The following is a 15,690-nucleotide window of genomic DNA, read 5'->3' on the forward strand; positions in this document are numbered from 1 at the left end:
CCACGGATGAACTTCGGGTTTTGTGAACATGAGTGATAACGCTGCTTCTCCGGCCGTCCCGACTCCTGCCGGCCAACCTTCCCGGCGCTGGCCGGCGCTGCTGATCGGCCTGGCCCTGGTGGCTGGAGCAGCCGGTGGTCTTGGCTGGCTGCTGCACAAGCCCAAGGTGCCGGCGGCGGCACTTGCCAGCGACAAGCTCGGTCTGAGCCGTCCGGATGCGCTGCTGGAAACCCGCTCCCTGAGCCAGTTGCCCAAGGACCTGCTGACGGTGCCGTTCCTCAAGGCCACGCTCACCGAAGATTTCGTCTTCTATTACGAAACCCACGCCGACCGCCTGGGCCTGATCGGCAGCCTGCGGCGGATCATCTACGAACACGACCTGAAGCTGCAGGACAGCCTGATCGAGCAGCTTTTCGATCAACCGGCCGACGTCGCGTTGTGGCGTGGTGCGGATGGCCGGCTCAAGGATTTTCTGCTGGTGATGGATCGCGGCGGCTTGGCGAAGCTGCTCGAACCGTTGGCGAAAGTCGCGCTGGACGATTCGCAGCTCAGCGTGTTCGGCAGCCTCAAGGTCGGCGGTGACGAAGTGCCGCTGTACCAGCTCAGCTACAACGCCAGCAAATCGCTGCTGTTCGCGTCGCGCGGTGACAAACTGGTGGTGCTGTCCAACCCGAACAAATATTACGACCCGGCCAATGGCGAATCGGAAGAGTCGGGGCACGTCTCGCCGCAAGCGCTGGCAGCGCTGCTCAACGGCGACAAACTGTTCCCCGAGGCCTTCGGTCTGCCGGCCAAGGCGCCGGAGATCAAACAGCGTCTGTCGGTCAATTCCAGCGTCCTTGCGATGGGCTATCAGCGCTTCATCCCGAACTTCGCCGGGCTGCGTTTCGACATGGACGACAAAGGCTGGCACAGCTATCTCGCCATGGATGAGCTGGATAACCAGCCGGACTTCGATTTCAAACCGGTGTGGCAAGCCATGCCGCTGGGCGCCAGTGCCTGCGTGACCTTGCCGGTGGCGGCTGAACCGCAGAAACCGCTGCTGGTGAAACTCGGCGCCGACGAGGCGGTGGCGCAGAAACTCACCGAGCATGTGGCCGGTGCGGCGGGCCTGTGCTGGTACGCCGATTCGCGGTTGTACACGCCGTTGCTGGTCGCCAGCCTGAAGGACGAGGACAGCAGCAAGCTCGATGGCGACCTGGGCACGTTGTTCGGTTCGATGGTCGGTGCCTACGAGACGAATGTCGATGATCACGCATTCCCGGTGGTCGAGAAACAGCAAGGCCAGAGTCATGTCTGGCAGCGTCAGGTCAGCTCCAACTTCGGTCCGTACGCGGCGAAGACTGCCGAGAACCCGGACGCGATCAGCGGCAAGGCGTTCATGAAAGTCAGCCTCGCCCGTCACGGTTCGACGCTGCTGTTTTCCCTCGACGACAAACTGGTCGACAAGGCCCTCGGCACCCTCGACAAGCGCTTCCCGCCGATGGCTGACGTGCTGCCGAAAGACGTGCTGATGCCGATCTACTTCGGCCCGGATTCGATGGCGCAACTGATGCAGCAGGAAACCCTCGACAGCCTGCCGCAGGACATGGAGCCGGTGTTCTACAACGCCGCGCAAACCTACCTGATTCCGAAACTGCGCACCCTCGGCGGTATGGGCAAATACGCCCTGACCTTGCCCGAAGGCAGCGAGCCAGACGGCCACTGGCAATGGCTGCCGCTGGAATGGAAAGCGCTGTGACGGCATTGATCCGCAGCCTCGGCCTGCTCGCGCTGTTGCTCAGCGCCAGTGCCCGAGCCATCGAAACGCCTGCGCTGGATCCGGCGCAGTCCCAGGTATTCCGCGCCTGGTTCGTGCGCATCGCTCAGGAGCAACTGAGCCAGGGCCCGAGCCCGCGCTGGTATCAGCAGGACTGCGCAGGCCTCGTGCGTTTTGCCGCCAACGAAGCGCTGAAGGTCCACGACGACAAATGGCTGCGCAGCAACGGCCTGTCCAATCGCTACCTGCCGCCGGAACTGTCGCTCAGCGATGAGCAGCGCAAGCTCGCCCAGCAATGGCAGCAGGGCGGCGGCAAGGTCGGGCCGTACGTCAACGCGATCAAACTGATTCAGTTCAACAGCCATCTGGTCAGCCGCGACGTGTCCCAGGCACGCCCCGGCGACCTGATGTTTTTCGATCAGGGCGACGATCAGCACCTGATGATCTGGATGGGCCGCTACATCGCCTATCACACCGGCACGACCACCCCCACTGACAACGGCATGCGTTCGGCAAGCCTGCAGCAACTCATGACATGGAAGGACACCCGATGGATACCCGACGCAGCCAACCCCAACTTCATCGGCGTCTATCGACTGAACTTTCTCTCCCAATGACCGGTGCCCGCATGTTGCGACTCTGCGCTCGAATTCCCCTGCTGCTGGCGCTGTTGCTGCCATTGGCGACCGTCAACGCTGAAGATTCGGTGGAGCCAAGCGGCTACACGCCGGTCGCTGGCGAAAGCTTCTTCCTGCTGGCCGACAGCAGTTTCGCCGCCGACGAGCACGCGATGGTGCGTCTCGAAGCACCGGGTCGTGACTACCGCCGTTTCCGCATGGAGCCGTATGGCGGCGCCGACATTCGCGTGTACCGCATCGAGAAACCGCTGGATTTTCTCAAGCGCCAGAAGAACCTGCACCGCGTGGTCAGCGACGGTCAGTTCAAGGGTGAAGGCCTGTCCAACACCCTCGCGTACCTGTGGGACAACTGGTACCGCAAATCGCGGCGGGTGATGCAGCGCGCGTTCTCTTACGAGTCGCGCAAGCAGGTCACCGAAGAAGTGCCGGAACTGAAGATGGACAACGCCATCGCCGCGCCGACGCCTTACGACGCGCAGCCGCAATTCGCGCTGATTCCGGGCCTGCCGGTGGTCAGCCAGTTCCGCTATCCGCTGTGGCAGGCCAAGCCGATCCAGCCGCCGGCCGGGGTCAATCTGGCCGGGTCTTCCAGCGAGTTCGTCAGCGTTGCGCCGGGTAACGTGTACATCCCGTTGGGCAACCTGAAGCCGGGCCTGTACCTGGTCGAAGCGCTGATCGGCAAGTACCGCGCGACCACCATGGTCTTCGTTTCCAACACCGTGGCGGTGAGCAAGATTGCCGGCGATGAATTGCTGGTCTGGGCCGCGCGCAAACACGAAGGCAGTTCGGTGCCGAAGGTCAATGTGCTGTGGACTGACGGCCTCGGCGTGATGAGCAGCGGTGCCACCGATGCCGATGGTTTGCTGCGCCTGAAACACGTCAGCCCCGAGCGTTCGTTCGTCATTGGCGAGGATGAAGAGGGCGGGGTGTTCGTCTCGGAAAACTTCTACTACGACAGCGAAATCTACGACACCAAACTCTACGCGTTCACCGACCGGCCGCTGTATCGCCCGGGTGATTGGGTGTCGCTGAAAATCGTCGGTCGCGAGTTCAAGAATGCGCGGGATTCGGTATTGCCGGGTGCGGCTGACGTCACGGTCAGTGTGCTTGATGCCACCGGCACCGAGCTGCAGCACCTCGACCTGAAACTTGATTCCAAGGCCGGTACACAAGGCCGGTTCCAGTTGCCGGACAACGCCGTGGCCGGTGGTTACGAGATCCGTTTCAACTACAAGGATCAGGCCTACAGCAGCGCCTTCCGTGTGGCCGAGTACATCAAGCCGCACTTCGAGATTTCGCTGAATCTGGCCAAGCAGGATTACCGTACCGGCGAGCCGGTGAAGGGCAGTCTGGTGCTGCTCTACCCGGACGGCAAACCGGTGGCCAACGCCAAACTGAGCCTGAGCCTGCGTGCCCAGCAACTGTCGATGGTCGACAACGAGCTGCAATACCTCGGGCAATTCCCGGTGGAGTTGACCAGCACCGAACTGACCACTGACAGCAAGGGCAACGCGACCCTCGACCTGCCGGCCGCCGACAAACCGAGCCGTTACATGCTCACCGTGTTTGCCAGTGATGGCGCGGCGTATCGGGTCAAGACTACCAAGGAAATCCTCATCGACCGTGGTGCCGCGAGCTTCCGCCTGAGCGCGCCGCAACGCTTCAGCGCGGTCAACGACAAAGTCGCGTTCCGCTACGTCAACGAGGGCGGCAGCGAGCAGAGCAAAGCGGTCACCCCGAGCAGCTACAACTGGGTGCGCCTGGAAGACCAGAGCACCGGTGAAGGCAAACTGGCGGCCACCGACAAGGGCTTCAGCATTGCCTTCGAACGTCCGGGCACTTACAACCTGACGCTGAAAGATCAGCACGGTCGGGTCCTCGGCGCCACCGGCCATTCGGTTACGGGGGAGGGCGTCAAAGCGGTGCCGGGCACTGTGGAAATCGTCCTCGACAAGCCCGAGTACAAGGCCGGCGATGAAGCGCTGGCACTGATCACCTTTCCTGAGCCGGTCAGCGATGCCCTGCTGTCGCTGGAGCGCGACAAGGTCGAAGCCACCGCGCTGCTGGCCAAGGGCGGCGACTGGCTGAAGCTGGAAAAACTCAGCGACACCCAATACCGCGCGAGGATTCCGGTGAAGGACCATTTCGCGCCGAACCTGACTTTCTCGGTGCTGTACACCAAGGGCGGGCAGTACAGCTTCCAGAACGCCGGGATCAAGGTGGTCGCACCGCAAATCGACGTGGCGATCAGCACCGACAAAGCGGTCTATCAGCCGGGCGACACCGTCACCGTCGACCTGACCACGCAGTTCGCCGGCAAAGCGGTGCCGGCGCACCTGACCGTCAGCGTCGTCGATGAAATGGTCTACGCGCTGCAACCGGAAGTCGCGCCCACCATCGACCAGTTCTTCTACCACCCACGGCGCAACAACGTGCGCACCAGCGCCAGCCTGTCGTTCATCAGTTACGACGTCGCGCTGCCGGGCAGCCCCGGCGCGCCGGGCAAGGCCAACCGCAGCGAACGCGGGGTGAAAGTGCTGGAGCGTCCGCGTCGTGAAGACGTCGACACCGCCGCATGGCAGCCAGAGTTGTTGACCGGTGCCGACGGCAAAGCCCGTTTCACCTTCAAGATGCCGGACTCGCTGACCCGCTGGCGCATTACTGCCCGGGCCATCGCCGATGACGGTCAGGTCGGGCAGAAGAAGCAGTTTGTTCGTTCGGAAAAACCGCTGTACCTGAAGTGGAGCGGGCCGAGCAAATTCCGCAAGGGCGATCAGCCACAACTCGGTGTATTCGCTTTCAGCCAGGCCGAGAAACCGGTCAAGGCAGAGCTGGTCAGCCATTACGCTGGCGCCGAACAGCGCCTGCCGGTAACGCTGAACAACGGCATCAACTACCTGCCGCTGCCAGCGTTCGCCCTGGCCTCGGGTGAGTGGACTGCCGAACTGGTGCAGGACGGCAAAACCGCTGACGCCCTCGCCGTGCGCCTGAGTGCGACGGGTGACGGCTGGCAGGTCACGCAAACCCAGAGCCTCGACGTGGCCAGCGGCGACACACCGTTGAGTTTGCCAGCAGATGCCACCGATATTCGCCTGCGTCTGGATGACCGTCCGCAAGCGCTGTTCCGTTCCGCGCTCGATGATCTGCTGAGCTACCCGTACGGTGGCGTCGAGCAGACCGCCAGCCGCTTGCTGCCGCTGAGCATTGTTTATCCGTCGCTGGCGTCGAACCCGCAGATCCGCGATCGACTGCGCCTGATCATGCAGAACAGCCGCCTGCGTCTGGTGCAAATGGCCGGACCGTCGGCGAGCTTTACCTGGTGGGGCTTTGACGGTGAGCCGGACGCCTTCCTCACCGCGTATGCCTACTACGCCGACTGGAACGCCAGTCAGGTGCTGGAACTGACTCTGCCGCCGGAGCATTGGCAGCGGGTGCTGGAGGTCTACGCCAAGCAAGCGCCGAACACGCCATTGCTGCAGCGGGCACTGATTCTGTCGTTTGCCAGGCAGATGCACCTGCCGGTGAACACCTTGCTCAGCGGTTTGATGGACGATCTGGCCAAGGCCGGTGAGGGCAACGCCGAAACCCTGATGGATGACGGTGAAGACAGCCTGGTGATGAGCGATCCGGATTCGGCGCTCGGGCTGGCGGCGGCGCGGGTATTGACTGCGGCGCTGGCGACCCAGTCGAAAGTTGCGTTGCCGGACGCATTCAATCGTCAGGTTGGCGCCGCGCACCAGCGTCTGGCGGTCAGTTCGCAGTCGTTTGCCGAAGCGCTGAACCTGTCGCTGCAACCGTTCGATCAGGCCCGCGCGACGGCGTTGCTGCAACGTCTGTTGCCGCAGCAATCGACCCTCGAACGTGCGCTGGCGTTGAGCTGGTTGCAACGCAGCATCGCTCAGGCGTCGCCGACCATCGCGCTGCTGCCGGGTGAAGGCTGGAAGAAAAACTACGGCGCCACCGGCGAGATGTACTGGACTTGGCAAGGTGCGACGCCGGTGCCGAGCGTGTTGTCGGTGTCCGGTACTCAGGAGCGTCCGCTGCGCGCGGCGTTGAGCTTCCAGACTGCGCAACCGCCGGTCGATCCAATGGCTGTGACCATCACCCGGCGCCTGTCGCGACTGGTGCCGGGCGAAGAAGCATTCACCTTCAAACTGGAGCCGGTCGGCGCTAAACCGCTGTCCAGCGACAGCCTGTACCTGGACGAAGTGATCCTCACCAGCAAGGCGCCGAAACCGCTGCGCTACGGCATGCTTGAAGTGCCGCTGCCACCGGGCGCCGATGTCGAACGCACCACCTGGGGCATCAAGTTGCAGGGCAAGGACGGCACCGAACCGACCGCGCTGGAGAAAGCACGCTTCGAACCGGGGCAACTGGCTTACGCGGTGCCGGTGGATGCGCTGAGCGGCGAATTGCGTCTGCGCCATCTGGTGCGCTTCTCGCAGAAGGGCCAGTTCAACTTGCCGCCGGTGCGTTTCACTCAGGTCTATGCGCCGCAGCATCAGGCCCAGGAAGCGAAAGCCGCCCTCGGTCAGGTCACGGTCAACTGACATGAGCCGGCCGCTGCTGTGGCTGCTGATGTGTGTGATGCCTGCGCTGGCGACGGCGCAGGATGAGCCGCTGCGGCTGGCGTACAAGGGTGAGTTGCTGTCGTTGAATCACACGCAACTGATCGCTCGCGAGCCGTTGCCGTCGACGCTGGAAACGCCGCTGGGCAGCCTGTGGAAATTGTTCGTCTATGCGTGGCTGGTGGATACTGGTGCGCGCGAGCCCGCGTATGAATGTCGCGGACAGTCCAAGGACGAGGTTTATTGCTGTTCAGCGGGCGGCAGGATCGACCGTGATCAGGCGTTGGTCAAATCCTGCGGCTTGTACTTCGAGCCGGCGCGGCTGGGCATTGCTGCTGCCGATTGGCGCGCGTATTGGCAGGCGCGGCAGGCGCCTTCGTGGTTGCTGGATTTGCCAACCGTGCAACCGGCTACCCGGGTTTCCGTGGCTGACTTGCTGAAGGTGTTGTCGTTGCTGCCGGCGCAGGAACAAATGCGCCGCGTGCTGCTCGACGTCGTGCTGAATGCGGCGGATGGCAATGTCGTCGGTGAGTTGGGTGGTCGCCTGCGGGTAAAGACCTGGAGCTGGCTCGGCGATCAGGATCCGCAGTCGCGCCAGGGTGGTTTCGCCGGTTGGACGGCGGACGGCTCGCCGATCTGGGCCGGTGGGCGGGGCACCAGTCAGATAGTTTTGCGCCATTACGGGCAGGCGTTGGCGACGGTGTTGCCTTCATCCTGGCCGGCGGAAGCGGGGCGTTGTGTTGAGGTCGGACTGTTCTCGCGTTATCCGCTTTCGCGAGTTCTGTCGGGTGAGCGCGTTACTGGCTCTGGGCCTTTGCAGGGCGACTACCGCGTCGAATTCGCCAACGGCAATGCGCTGGATATCCACAGTTCCGGCGAACTTTTTCTGCTCAACGACAAACTGGTCGCCAGACTTGATCGCGAAGAATACGTCGCCCGCGTCCTTGAGCGTGAAGCCAAACCGGAACCGGCCGAAGCGGCTAAAGCGTTGGCCGTGGCGATCCGCACCTATCTGCTGCAAAACGCCACGCGCAACGGCGATTGCCTGAGCATCGACGACAGCAGCAACCGCCAGCGCGTCGCTCCGCGTCCGGCCTCCGCCGAGTCGCGCAACATCGCGGCGTGGACCGCGGATCTGGTGCTGGCCGGCAGCACCGTCACCTATCACTCCGATCAACCCGGCCCGGACAAACTTGCCTGGCAACAAGCCGTCGAGCAGGCCAGCGCCGGCCAGCGCTATGACGCGATTCTGCTGCACGCTTATCCGCGCGCCAGCCTCAGCCGTTGGGACAACCCGGTCGCTTCCTGCGAAGCGCTGCCTGCCGCGCAAGACTGGCTGCAAAAGCAGCGTCGCGGCTGGCGTCCGACCCTGGAAAGCGAAACCGGCTACAACGAAGTCAGCACCTTTGCCGTGTGCAAACTGGCGTTCGGCCACCCGTTTGTCGATCGCGAACGCCAGCGCATTTATGTGCGCGGCGTGCTCACGCTACAGGATCGCCTCGACCTGACTCACGAATACCTGCACCTGGCCTTTGAAGCACATCCCAACGGCCAGGATGAAACCTACATCGAAGGGCTCGCCCGTCACCTCTTGCTGGAATAGACCATGACACTCCGTTATCCACAGGTCTTGCTGTTGCTCTGCGCGTTCAATGCATTGCCGATGGCGATGGCTGCCGACAGCGTCAAACTCGATGCCCCGGTCGGCGGCTGGCGCACCGGCGCACCCGAGGGCGAAGGCGAAAACTTCCGCCAGACCGTCAACTACCCGGCCTCTTCGGTCAACACCCCGGTCGGCCAGGCCAACACCGCGCGCATCAGCGGCGAAATCAAAGCCACCCCCAAGAGCAAGGAGCCTGGGCGACTGATCGTCAACGGCGTCAGCATGCCGCTGAAAATCGACGACAGCGGCCGCTTCGACCGCCCGTTTTCCTTCCCCAACGGCAGCAACAGCGTCGAAGTGCGCAGCCCCGACGGCCAGCAACGCCACCGCACGCAGTTCCTCAACGCCAGCGGCGGCGCCACCCCGGCCAAACTGCGCGTGTTGCTGTCGTGGGACAGCGACGGTACCGACCTCGACCTGCACCTGATCACCCCCGACGGCGCGCACATCTGGTACGGCGACCGCGTCGCTCCAAACGGCGCCGCGCTCGACGTCGACGTCACCACCGGCTATGGCCCGGAAATCTTCGCCATGCCGGCACCGATCAAGGGCCAGTATCTGGTGTATGTGAACTACTTCGGCGGTGGTTATCGCGGTGATGATGAAGGCGGGGAAGAGGCGGTGCAGCCGCTGACCACGGCGCAGGTGACGGTGATTACCGAAGAGGGTACGCCGAGCGAGAAAATGGAGACGTTTGTGGTGCCGATGCGGGCGGTGGGGGAGTTGACGCTGGTGAAGTCGTTCAGTTATCCCTGAGCAGGCACCTGCTCAGGGTTGCACTAGAAACCGGGCGGAATATAACCGGGCACGAACGGCACGTTGATGCACTTGCCGTGAATGATCTTTCCGTCCTCGATCCTGAACAGCACAATCTTTTTCGCCTTGTTGACGGTGGCTTCGAGTTTGCAATCGGAACTGTGGCCGACCGTCTGGTAATACTCGGTGTAAACCATGCCGTTACCGGTGTGATTCATTGAAGTACCGGCCGCTTCCGTGGTGGTCCAACTGGACGATTTATACCAGGTGAGCACAGCGAGATTCTCGCCATTGGCGCCGGTCTGCTTTTTCATCGAGTCGGGTTTGCCGAACAGATCGAGCGCTTCCTGAACATCGCGTCCTTCCCAGCGCGACTGGGCAATCAAGTGGCAACCATTGATCAGCAAAACAGCGGGCGTTATCAGCAGCGCCAATAACGTTTTAGTCCATGGGTTCATCGTGATTCCCGCCGCTTACTTGTTGCCCAGGATCGAGTCGAGGTTGTCCATCATCTGGCCTTTCTCCTGAATCGGCGCCAGTTTGAAGAACATCTGCTGCATACCCTGAATCATCTGCAGGTACTCCATCTTGCCCAGCGCGATCATGTCCTTTTTGGCAGGTGAGCAAACGAACTCGCTGGTGCGCTGCACCCAGAACTCCTTCGGCTGCTGCCATTGGTCATTAACTTTGAGGTTGCGCATCATGTAGGCGATGCGATCAACCGACTGGCCATTGAGCACTCGGACCTTGTTCGTTGAACACTGAACCTCGAGGTTGTAGGCATCGATCATCGGTTTGCCGGGTTCCTCATACACCAGTGTCACGGCGACCAACTTGGCCCCTTTGGTCTGCTTCGACGGCACGACTGAAGTGCTGTCGGCGACATACATGATGTTCTTGTGGGGAACGCCGTTGCCGTAAATGATCCACCAGTCACCGACGAGCTTCGGCTCCTCGGCCAAGGCTGAAGTGGTAGCGGTCAGGAGTGCGGTCAGCAGAACAACGGATTGATTGAGTTTGAAAAACGACGACATGGTGTTGCTCCATTCCTTGGCGCTTTTGTAATGCACAAAAACAGAATGGAAATTTAGTGGTGAGGTTGGGCGCGGGGCAATTAGGGCGGATGTGCTAATGGCTTATTGCAATGCCTGAGTGGCGGGCGCTGCCCGGTTAATCTGTCGAGCTCGTCAGGATAACGTTGCTTTCAGGCAGGCATTAAAAAGCCGGCTTGTGGCCGGCTTCTCGGGGACTGGCTTGGTTTATTTTTGGTAAACCGCGTCAGCCTTCAAAACGTACACCCGGATCTGCGTCCGGCTGTGGGACTTGGTCAGACGTTGGTCTGCCGCGTCAGGCGTCATCTGGGCCGCGGGAGCGGGTCGATGCGCAAATGTGGGGCGCAGGATACTGAGTTTTGTCGGGGATTCCCAGTCTCAAGTGCGGAATAGAGCCACTGCGGAGGGCAAAATTCGTAATTTGTACTGATTTTCGGGGCCTCTTCGCGAGAAGGCTCGCTCCCACAAGGATTGGTGCAGGATGAAGGTCCGTATCCGATCAGAGAAACGGCACCACCGGCCGGCGTTTGCCCAAAGTCGACCACCAGAATACCCAGCCCAGGATATGGATTCGCTGCTCATCGATCTGCGCGGCGCGAAAGATTTCGTCCGGGTGTTCGGCGCTGTTGTGGCTGCGCAGGCGCAGGGCGTTGCCGGGCATGCGGTGCAGGTATTTGATGCGCAGCATGCCATCGTGTTCGATGGCGTAGATTTCGCCGTCGACCACTTGGGTCAGGCCGCGGTCGATGCCGACGATAGAGCCGTCTTCGATGCGCTCGGCCATGCTGTTGCCGATCATGTGTGCGCAGATGGCGTCGGTGTGGCGGATTTCCAGTTGATCGAGGTGGGCGCGGGGCAGGCGTATGGTTTGTTCGGGGTCGAGGATGACGTGGGTTTTGCCAGCGCCGTTGGTGATCGGCGTTTCCTTGAAAAATGGCAGTTCGATGTCCTTGGGGTCGATGACGGCATAGATACCGCGGGTGGCCTCGGCATCAAAGGTGTCGCCGTTGCTGGCAGGCGTTTGCAGGCGCGGCGACTCTTTGCTGCCTTCGCCGGTCTTCAGCCACTCGCTGTTGACCGAGAGCAGGCGTGAGACTTCCTCCATGCGATACGCCGGGACGCCCCGGGTGTACCAGTTATGAATGTTTTGGGCTTCCGTGCCCCAGAACTTTGCGAATCCCGTGGTGGTGATGTTCGCTGCTTCCAGGAGTGCCTTGAATCTTGGACCGCTAGTGTTCTTTCTCATAAACACCGAGTCTACGGCCGTGCCAGAGCGGTTTGAATAAACCGGGTGTTCAAAAAAAGGCTGTATTTTGCGACTGGATGTAAGACGTGCTTGTGGGAAATCACTCACTTCGAAACTTTTCTGTAGTCCGCAATAAACATACTGTTTAAATCGCCTTTTCTCATGCACAAAAAACCCCGGATCAACCGGGGTTTTCTTCAGGCGTCCAACAGACGGTGCTTAGCCCTTGTAGGCAGCAACCGACTTGGTGATCGCGTCGCGAGCAGCGTCAGCGCCAGCCCAGCCTTCGATCTTGACCCACTTGCCTTTTTCGAGATCTTTGTAGTTCGCGAAGAAGTGCTCGATCTGCTGGATCAGCAGCGGTGGCAGGTCAGTGTATTCCTTCACGTCGACGTACAGCTGGGACAGCTTGTCGTGTGGCACTGCGATGACTTTGGCATCGCCGCCGCCGTCGTCGGTCATGTTCAGGATGCCGACTGGGCGCGCGCGGATCACCGAGCCTGGAGCAACCGGATAAGGGGTCACAACCAGCACGTCGAGGGGATCACCGTCGTCAGCCAGGGTGTTCGGGATGTAACCGTAGTTGGCCGGGTAGAACATTGGGGTGGCCATGAAACGGTCAACGAACAGGCAATCGCTGTCTTTGTCGATTTCGTATTTGATCGGCGCGTGGTTGGCCGGGATCTCGATCGCGACGTAGATGTCGTTCGGCAGGTCTTTGCCAGCCGGAATCTTGCTGTAGCTCATTGGGCGTTGCCCCCGTAGTTGACCAAAAACACTTGGCCGGATTGACCAAAAAGTGGCGGCGATTATAGGCATATTCCTACGCCGACGCCACGTACCAGAAGTCGTGCAGCGCTTACGCGTGCGCCTGATAGACCGGGTCTGTGGCCTGAAGTTGCCGCAGCCTGCCCAACGGATCCTGCCGGTACAAAAGCTGCAGTTGCAAGTAGACCTGTGGATAAGCCGCGTGCAGCAGATCCGGGGCGCTGAAAAAGTATTCGCTGGTGACCGCGAAGAACTCCGCCGGGTTTTCGGCGGCGTACGGGTCGATGGCGGTTTCGGCGTCGGGGTTGCGGTCGAGCTGGCGGTTGAGGTCGTCGTAGGCGTGCTGCATGACTTCGGCCCAGTCGCTGACGCGCATGTCGGCGTGCAGCGGTGGCAGACCATTGGCGTCGCCGTTGAGCATGTCGAGTTTGTGCGCCAGTTCGTGGATCACCAGGTTGTAGCCTTCCCAGCCACCACTGGCCATCACGCCCGGCCAGGCGAGGATGATCGGGCCCTGTTGCCAGGCTTCGCCGCTGTGTTCACCGTCCCACTCGTGCTCGACACCGCTGGCATCGCGGTGCCGTTGCGGGCTGAGAAAGTCATCGGGATAAAGGACGATTTCGTGGAAACCCTGATACCAGTTCAAGTCGCCGAGATTGAGCAGCGGCAACTGGGCCTGGGCGGCGAGCAACAGGCGTTGTTCCTGATGCAGTTCGACACCGGGCAGGGCGGTCAGGTGTTTTTCTTCGAGGAACAGGACGCAGGCTTCACGCAGCCACTGGTCTTCGGCGGCACTGATGCCGTCGAGAAAACTCAGGTGATGGCGCACCCGTTGCCACAGGTCGTCGGCAATCGGGTGCCTGGCCAGAATGCGCCGGCGACGCCAGGCGCTCAGTGACCACATCGGATCAGTGGGTTTCGACTTTGGCGCCGCCGAAACGGCTGCGCACCACACCGATGATCATCGGTACCAGCGACAGCAGGATGATGGCGACCACCAGCAGCGACAGGTTCTTTTTGATGAACGGCACGTTGCCGAAGAAATAACCCAGGGTCACCAGACCGCCGACCCACAGCACGGTGCCGAACACGCTGAACGCGAAGAAACGCGGATAAGGCATTTTCCCGACGCCGGCGACGAACGGTGCAAACGTGCGGATGATCGGCAGGAAGCGCGCCAGGGTCACGGTTTTGCCGCCGTGCCTGTCGTAGAAATCGTGGGTTTTTTGCAGGTAATCGCGACGGAAGATTTTCGAATTCGGGTTGCTGAACAGTTTTTCACCCGCCGTTCGTCCGATCACGTAGTTGGTGCTGTCGCCGAGGATCGCCGCGAGCATCAACAGACCGCCCAACAGGACCGGATCCATGCCACCGCCCGCCGCCACCGCACCGGCGATGAACAACAGCGAATCACCCGGCAGGAACGGCATCACCACCAGACCGGTTTCACAGAAGATGACAGCGAACAGAATCGCGTAGATCCACGGCCCGTAGTTGGTGACCAGCAAATCGAGGTACACATCGAGATGCAGGATAAGGTCAAGCGGGTTGAAATCCATGGGGGCACCTGTGGTGACGGCCCGACTCGGCAGGCCTGTGCGGATGATTCGGGTGTAAGCCTACAGCGGGGTGTAGTTTTTCTTACAAGCCGGAAAGCTCGGGATTATACGGTCTGAGAGGTGAAAAGCGCGTTGGTTTTGTAGCGAGGGATGTCGGGGTGTGATGAATTGTCAGGAATGACGGGAGGGGCTAAAAAGATCGCAGCCTTCGGCAGCTCCTACCTTTGGAATGCGTTATCCCTGTAGGAGCTGCCGAAGGCTGCGATCTTTTGATTTCAGAGCTCGTCGCTGATCGGCAACACGTAGTTCTTGAACTCGGTGTCTTCCTTGAAGCCAATGGATTCGTAGGTTTTCTGCGCCACTTCGTTGTCGGCACTGGTGGACACGCGCATGCGCACGGCCTGGGTTTCCTTGGCCATTTTCTTCGCGGTGCGGATCAGGTTGTCGGCCACCAGTTGGCGGCGGGCGTCTTCGGCGACGTAGATATCGTTGAGAATCCACACGCGCTTGAGCGACAGCGAGGAAAAGCTCGGATACAGCTGGCAGAAACCCATCAGTTTCTTGTCGTCATCATCGGCAAGGGCCAGATAAATCACCGATTCCTTGCGTCGCAGGCGCTTTTCGAGAAACGCGCGGGAGGAATCCGGGTAAGGCAGGGAACCGTAGAACTCGCGATATTTGACGAACAACGGGGTCAGCAAATCCAGGTGTTCGAGGGTCGCTTGAATAATCCGCATGATAGGTCTCGTCTTCAAGTGGCTGTCTTCAACTGCTCTGACGGCGATGGGAAACCCTGCGGCCGTGCTTCGATCCTGCCTTAAAGCAGCGCAGAAAGGCAATGCGGAAACGGTTCAGGTTGTGGGTGGATCAAGCAGGAAGTTTCCCTTCATGTCCGCACCGGTGTCCGACTCCAGCGTCTGCACTTGCGCTTCGTCCTTCAGATTGACCCCCGACAGCTGCCGCCGACAGGCTTCGCGCATCAGGTACAACAAGCGATGCGCCGCCATGCCATAGCTCAAGCCCTCAAGCCGCACGTTGGAGATGCAATTGCGGTAGGCATCGGTCAGCCCGATTTTTGGATTGTAGGTGAAATACACACCGAGGCTGTCGGGCGAACTGAGGCCCGGACGCTCGCCGATCAGCATCACGACCATTTTTGCGCCCAGCAATTGACCGATCTCGTCACCGATGGCCACTCGACCCTGTTCCACCAGCACCACGGGGGCAAGTGACCAGCCGTCGGTACTCATCTGCTCCTCCAGGCGGGTCAGAAACGGCAAAGTATGGCGATGCACCGCCAGCGCCGACAAACCGTCCGCCACCACAATCGCCACGTCGACCCCGCCAGGATTGGCCTGCGTGTGCTCATGCAGGGCCTGCGCCGAGGTGTCGCTGAGCTTGCGCCCCAGGTCCGGACGTTGCAGGTAGCTGTTGCGATCGGTCGCCGCGCTGTGCAGCAACAAACTGTCGCGCCCGCGTTCGCTCAGTTGCGCGCTGAGCCCGGCATGATCGAACGGCAGATGCACCGCATCCCGCGCCTGAGCGTGGGCGAACTGGAAATCCAGCTGGGCGCGGGTTGGCAGGCTGGTACCGGTGCGGCCCAGGGCGATGCGCGCCGGGGTCAGGCGGCGCAACTCCAGCCACGGGTTTTGCGGGTCCACAGGCGGTTTTTCCATCACAC

General features: G+C 61.2%; 13 protein-coding genes. 5 read left to right on the plus strand and 8 right to left on the minus strand.

From position 1 onward, the window contains the following. Positions 1-28 precede the first annotated feature (28 nt). From ACM6HV_RS03290 to ACM6HV_RS03310, 5 genes are read left to right on the plus strand one after another with little or no spacing between them, the layout of a single operon-like run. A complete protein-coding gene (locus ACM6HV_RS03290) occupies positions 29-1,741 on the plus strand; it encodes a DUF2138 domain-containing protein (RefSeq protein WP_414903510.1) in 1,713 nt (570 codons plus the stop codon). Next, positions 1,726-2,376 carry a DUF1175 domain-containing protein gene (locus tag ACM6HV_RS03295; RefSeq protein ID WP_121187413.1) on the plus strand — a complete coding sequence of 217 codons (651 nt, stop codon included), beginning with the start codon at positions 1,726-1,728 and terminating at the stop codon, positions 2,374-2,376. The genes ACM6HV_RS03290 and ACM6HV_RS03295 overlap by 16 nt, the downstream gene beginning before the upstream one ends. After that, a complete protein-coding gene (locus tag ACM6HV_RS03300; RefSeq protein WP_414903511.1) occupies positions 2,373-6,947 on the plus strand; it encodes an alpha-2-macroglobulin family protein in 4,575 nt (1,524 codons plus the stop codon). Before ACM6HV_RS03295 ends, ACM6HV_RS03300 begins: the two co-directional genes overlap by 4 nt. Position 6,948: 1 nt before the next feature. Continuing rightward, positions 6,949-8,568, plus strand: coding sequence for a DUF2300 domain-containing protein (locus ACM6HV_RS03305; RefSeq protein ID WP_414903512.1), 1,620 nt, complete (start codon positions 6,949-6,951; stop codon positions 8,566-8,568). 3 nt (positions 8,569-8,571) lie between these two features. Then, entirely contained in the window at positions 8,572-9,384 is an 813-nt protein-coding gene (locus ACM6HV_RS03310) for a YfaP family protein (RefSeq protein ID WP_414903513.1), read from the plus strand. A 23-nt stretch (positions 9,385-9,407) separates the two neighbouring features. On the opposite strand, the gene ACM6HV_RS03315 is transcribed toward ACM6HV_RS03310, so the two are convergent. From ACM6HV_RS03315 to eutC, 8 genes are all read right to left on the minus strand, one after another. Further along, positions 9,408-9,842: a hypothetical protein gene (locus ACM6HV_RS03315; protein ID WP_047296849.1), complete on the minus strand. Its 435-nt coding sequence runs from the start codon at positions 9,840-9,842 to the stop codon at positions 9,408-9,410. Positions 9,843-9,857: 15 nt separating this feature from the next. Further along, positions 9,858-10,418 (minus strand): hypothetical protein, encoded by a 561-nt coding sequence (locus ACM6HV_RS03320; protein WP_145598363.1) that lies wholly within the window; start codon positions 10,416-10,418, stop codon positions 9,858-9,860. Between the two features lie 517 nt (positions 10,419-10,935). Beyond that, positions 10,936-11,682: a helix-turn-helix transcriptional regulator gene (locus tag ACM6HV_RS03325; RefSeq protein ID WP_145598362.1), complete on the minus strand. Its 747-nt coding sequence runs from the start codon at positions 11,680-11,682 to the stop codon at positions 10,936-10,938. A gap of 219 nt (positions 11,683-11,901) precedes the next feature. Next, complete coding sequence (gene ppa / locus ACM6HV_RS03330) at positions 11,902-12,429, minus strand: inorganic diphosphatase (protein WP_008052339.1); 528 nt, start codon at positions 12,427-12,429, stop codon at positions 11,902-11,904. A gap of 112 nt (positions 12,430-12,541) precedes the next feature. Continuing rightward, positions 12,542-13,354 (minus strand): zinc-dependent peptidase, encoded by an 813-nt coding sequence (locus ACM6HV_RS03335; RefSeq protein ID WP_414903514.1) that lies wholly within the window; start codon positions 13,352-13,354, stop codon positions 12,542-12,544. A 4-nt stretch (positions 13,355-13,358) separates the two neighbouring features. Further along, complete coding sequence (locus ACM6HV_RS03340; RefSeq protein WP_041064947.1) at positions 13,359-14,009, minus strand: DedA family protein; 651 nt, start codon at positions 14,007-14,009, stop codon at positions 13,359-13,361. 275 nt (positions 14,010-14,284) lie between these two features. Next, the gene (locus ACM6HV_RS03345) at positions 14,285-14,746 is read right to left on the minus strand and encodes a GNAT family N-acetyltransferase (protein WP_007958617.1); all 462 of its coding nucleotides are present in this window, start codon (positions 14,744-14,746) and stop codon (positions 14,285-14,287) included. 114 nt (positions 14,747-14,860) lie between these two features. After that, positions 14,861-15,685: an ethanolamine ammonia-lyase subunit EutC gene (gene eutC / locus ACM6HV_RS03350; protein ID WP_145598361.1), complete on the minus strand. Its 825-nt coding sequence runs from the start codon at positions 15,683-15,685 to the stop codon at positions 14,861-14,863. Between the last annotated feature and the right edge of the window lie 5 nt (positions 15,686-15,690).

It is taken from the genome of Pseudomonas sp. IT-P260 (genome assembly GCF_949768395.1).
In the GTDB taxonomy this organism is placed as follows: domain Bacteria; phylum Pseudomonadota; class Gammaproteobacteria; order Pseudomonadales; family Pseudomonadaceae; genus Aquipseudomonas; species Aquipseudomonas parakoreensis.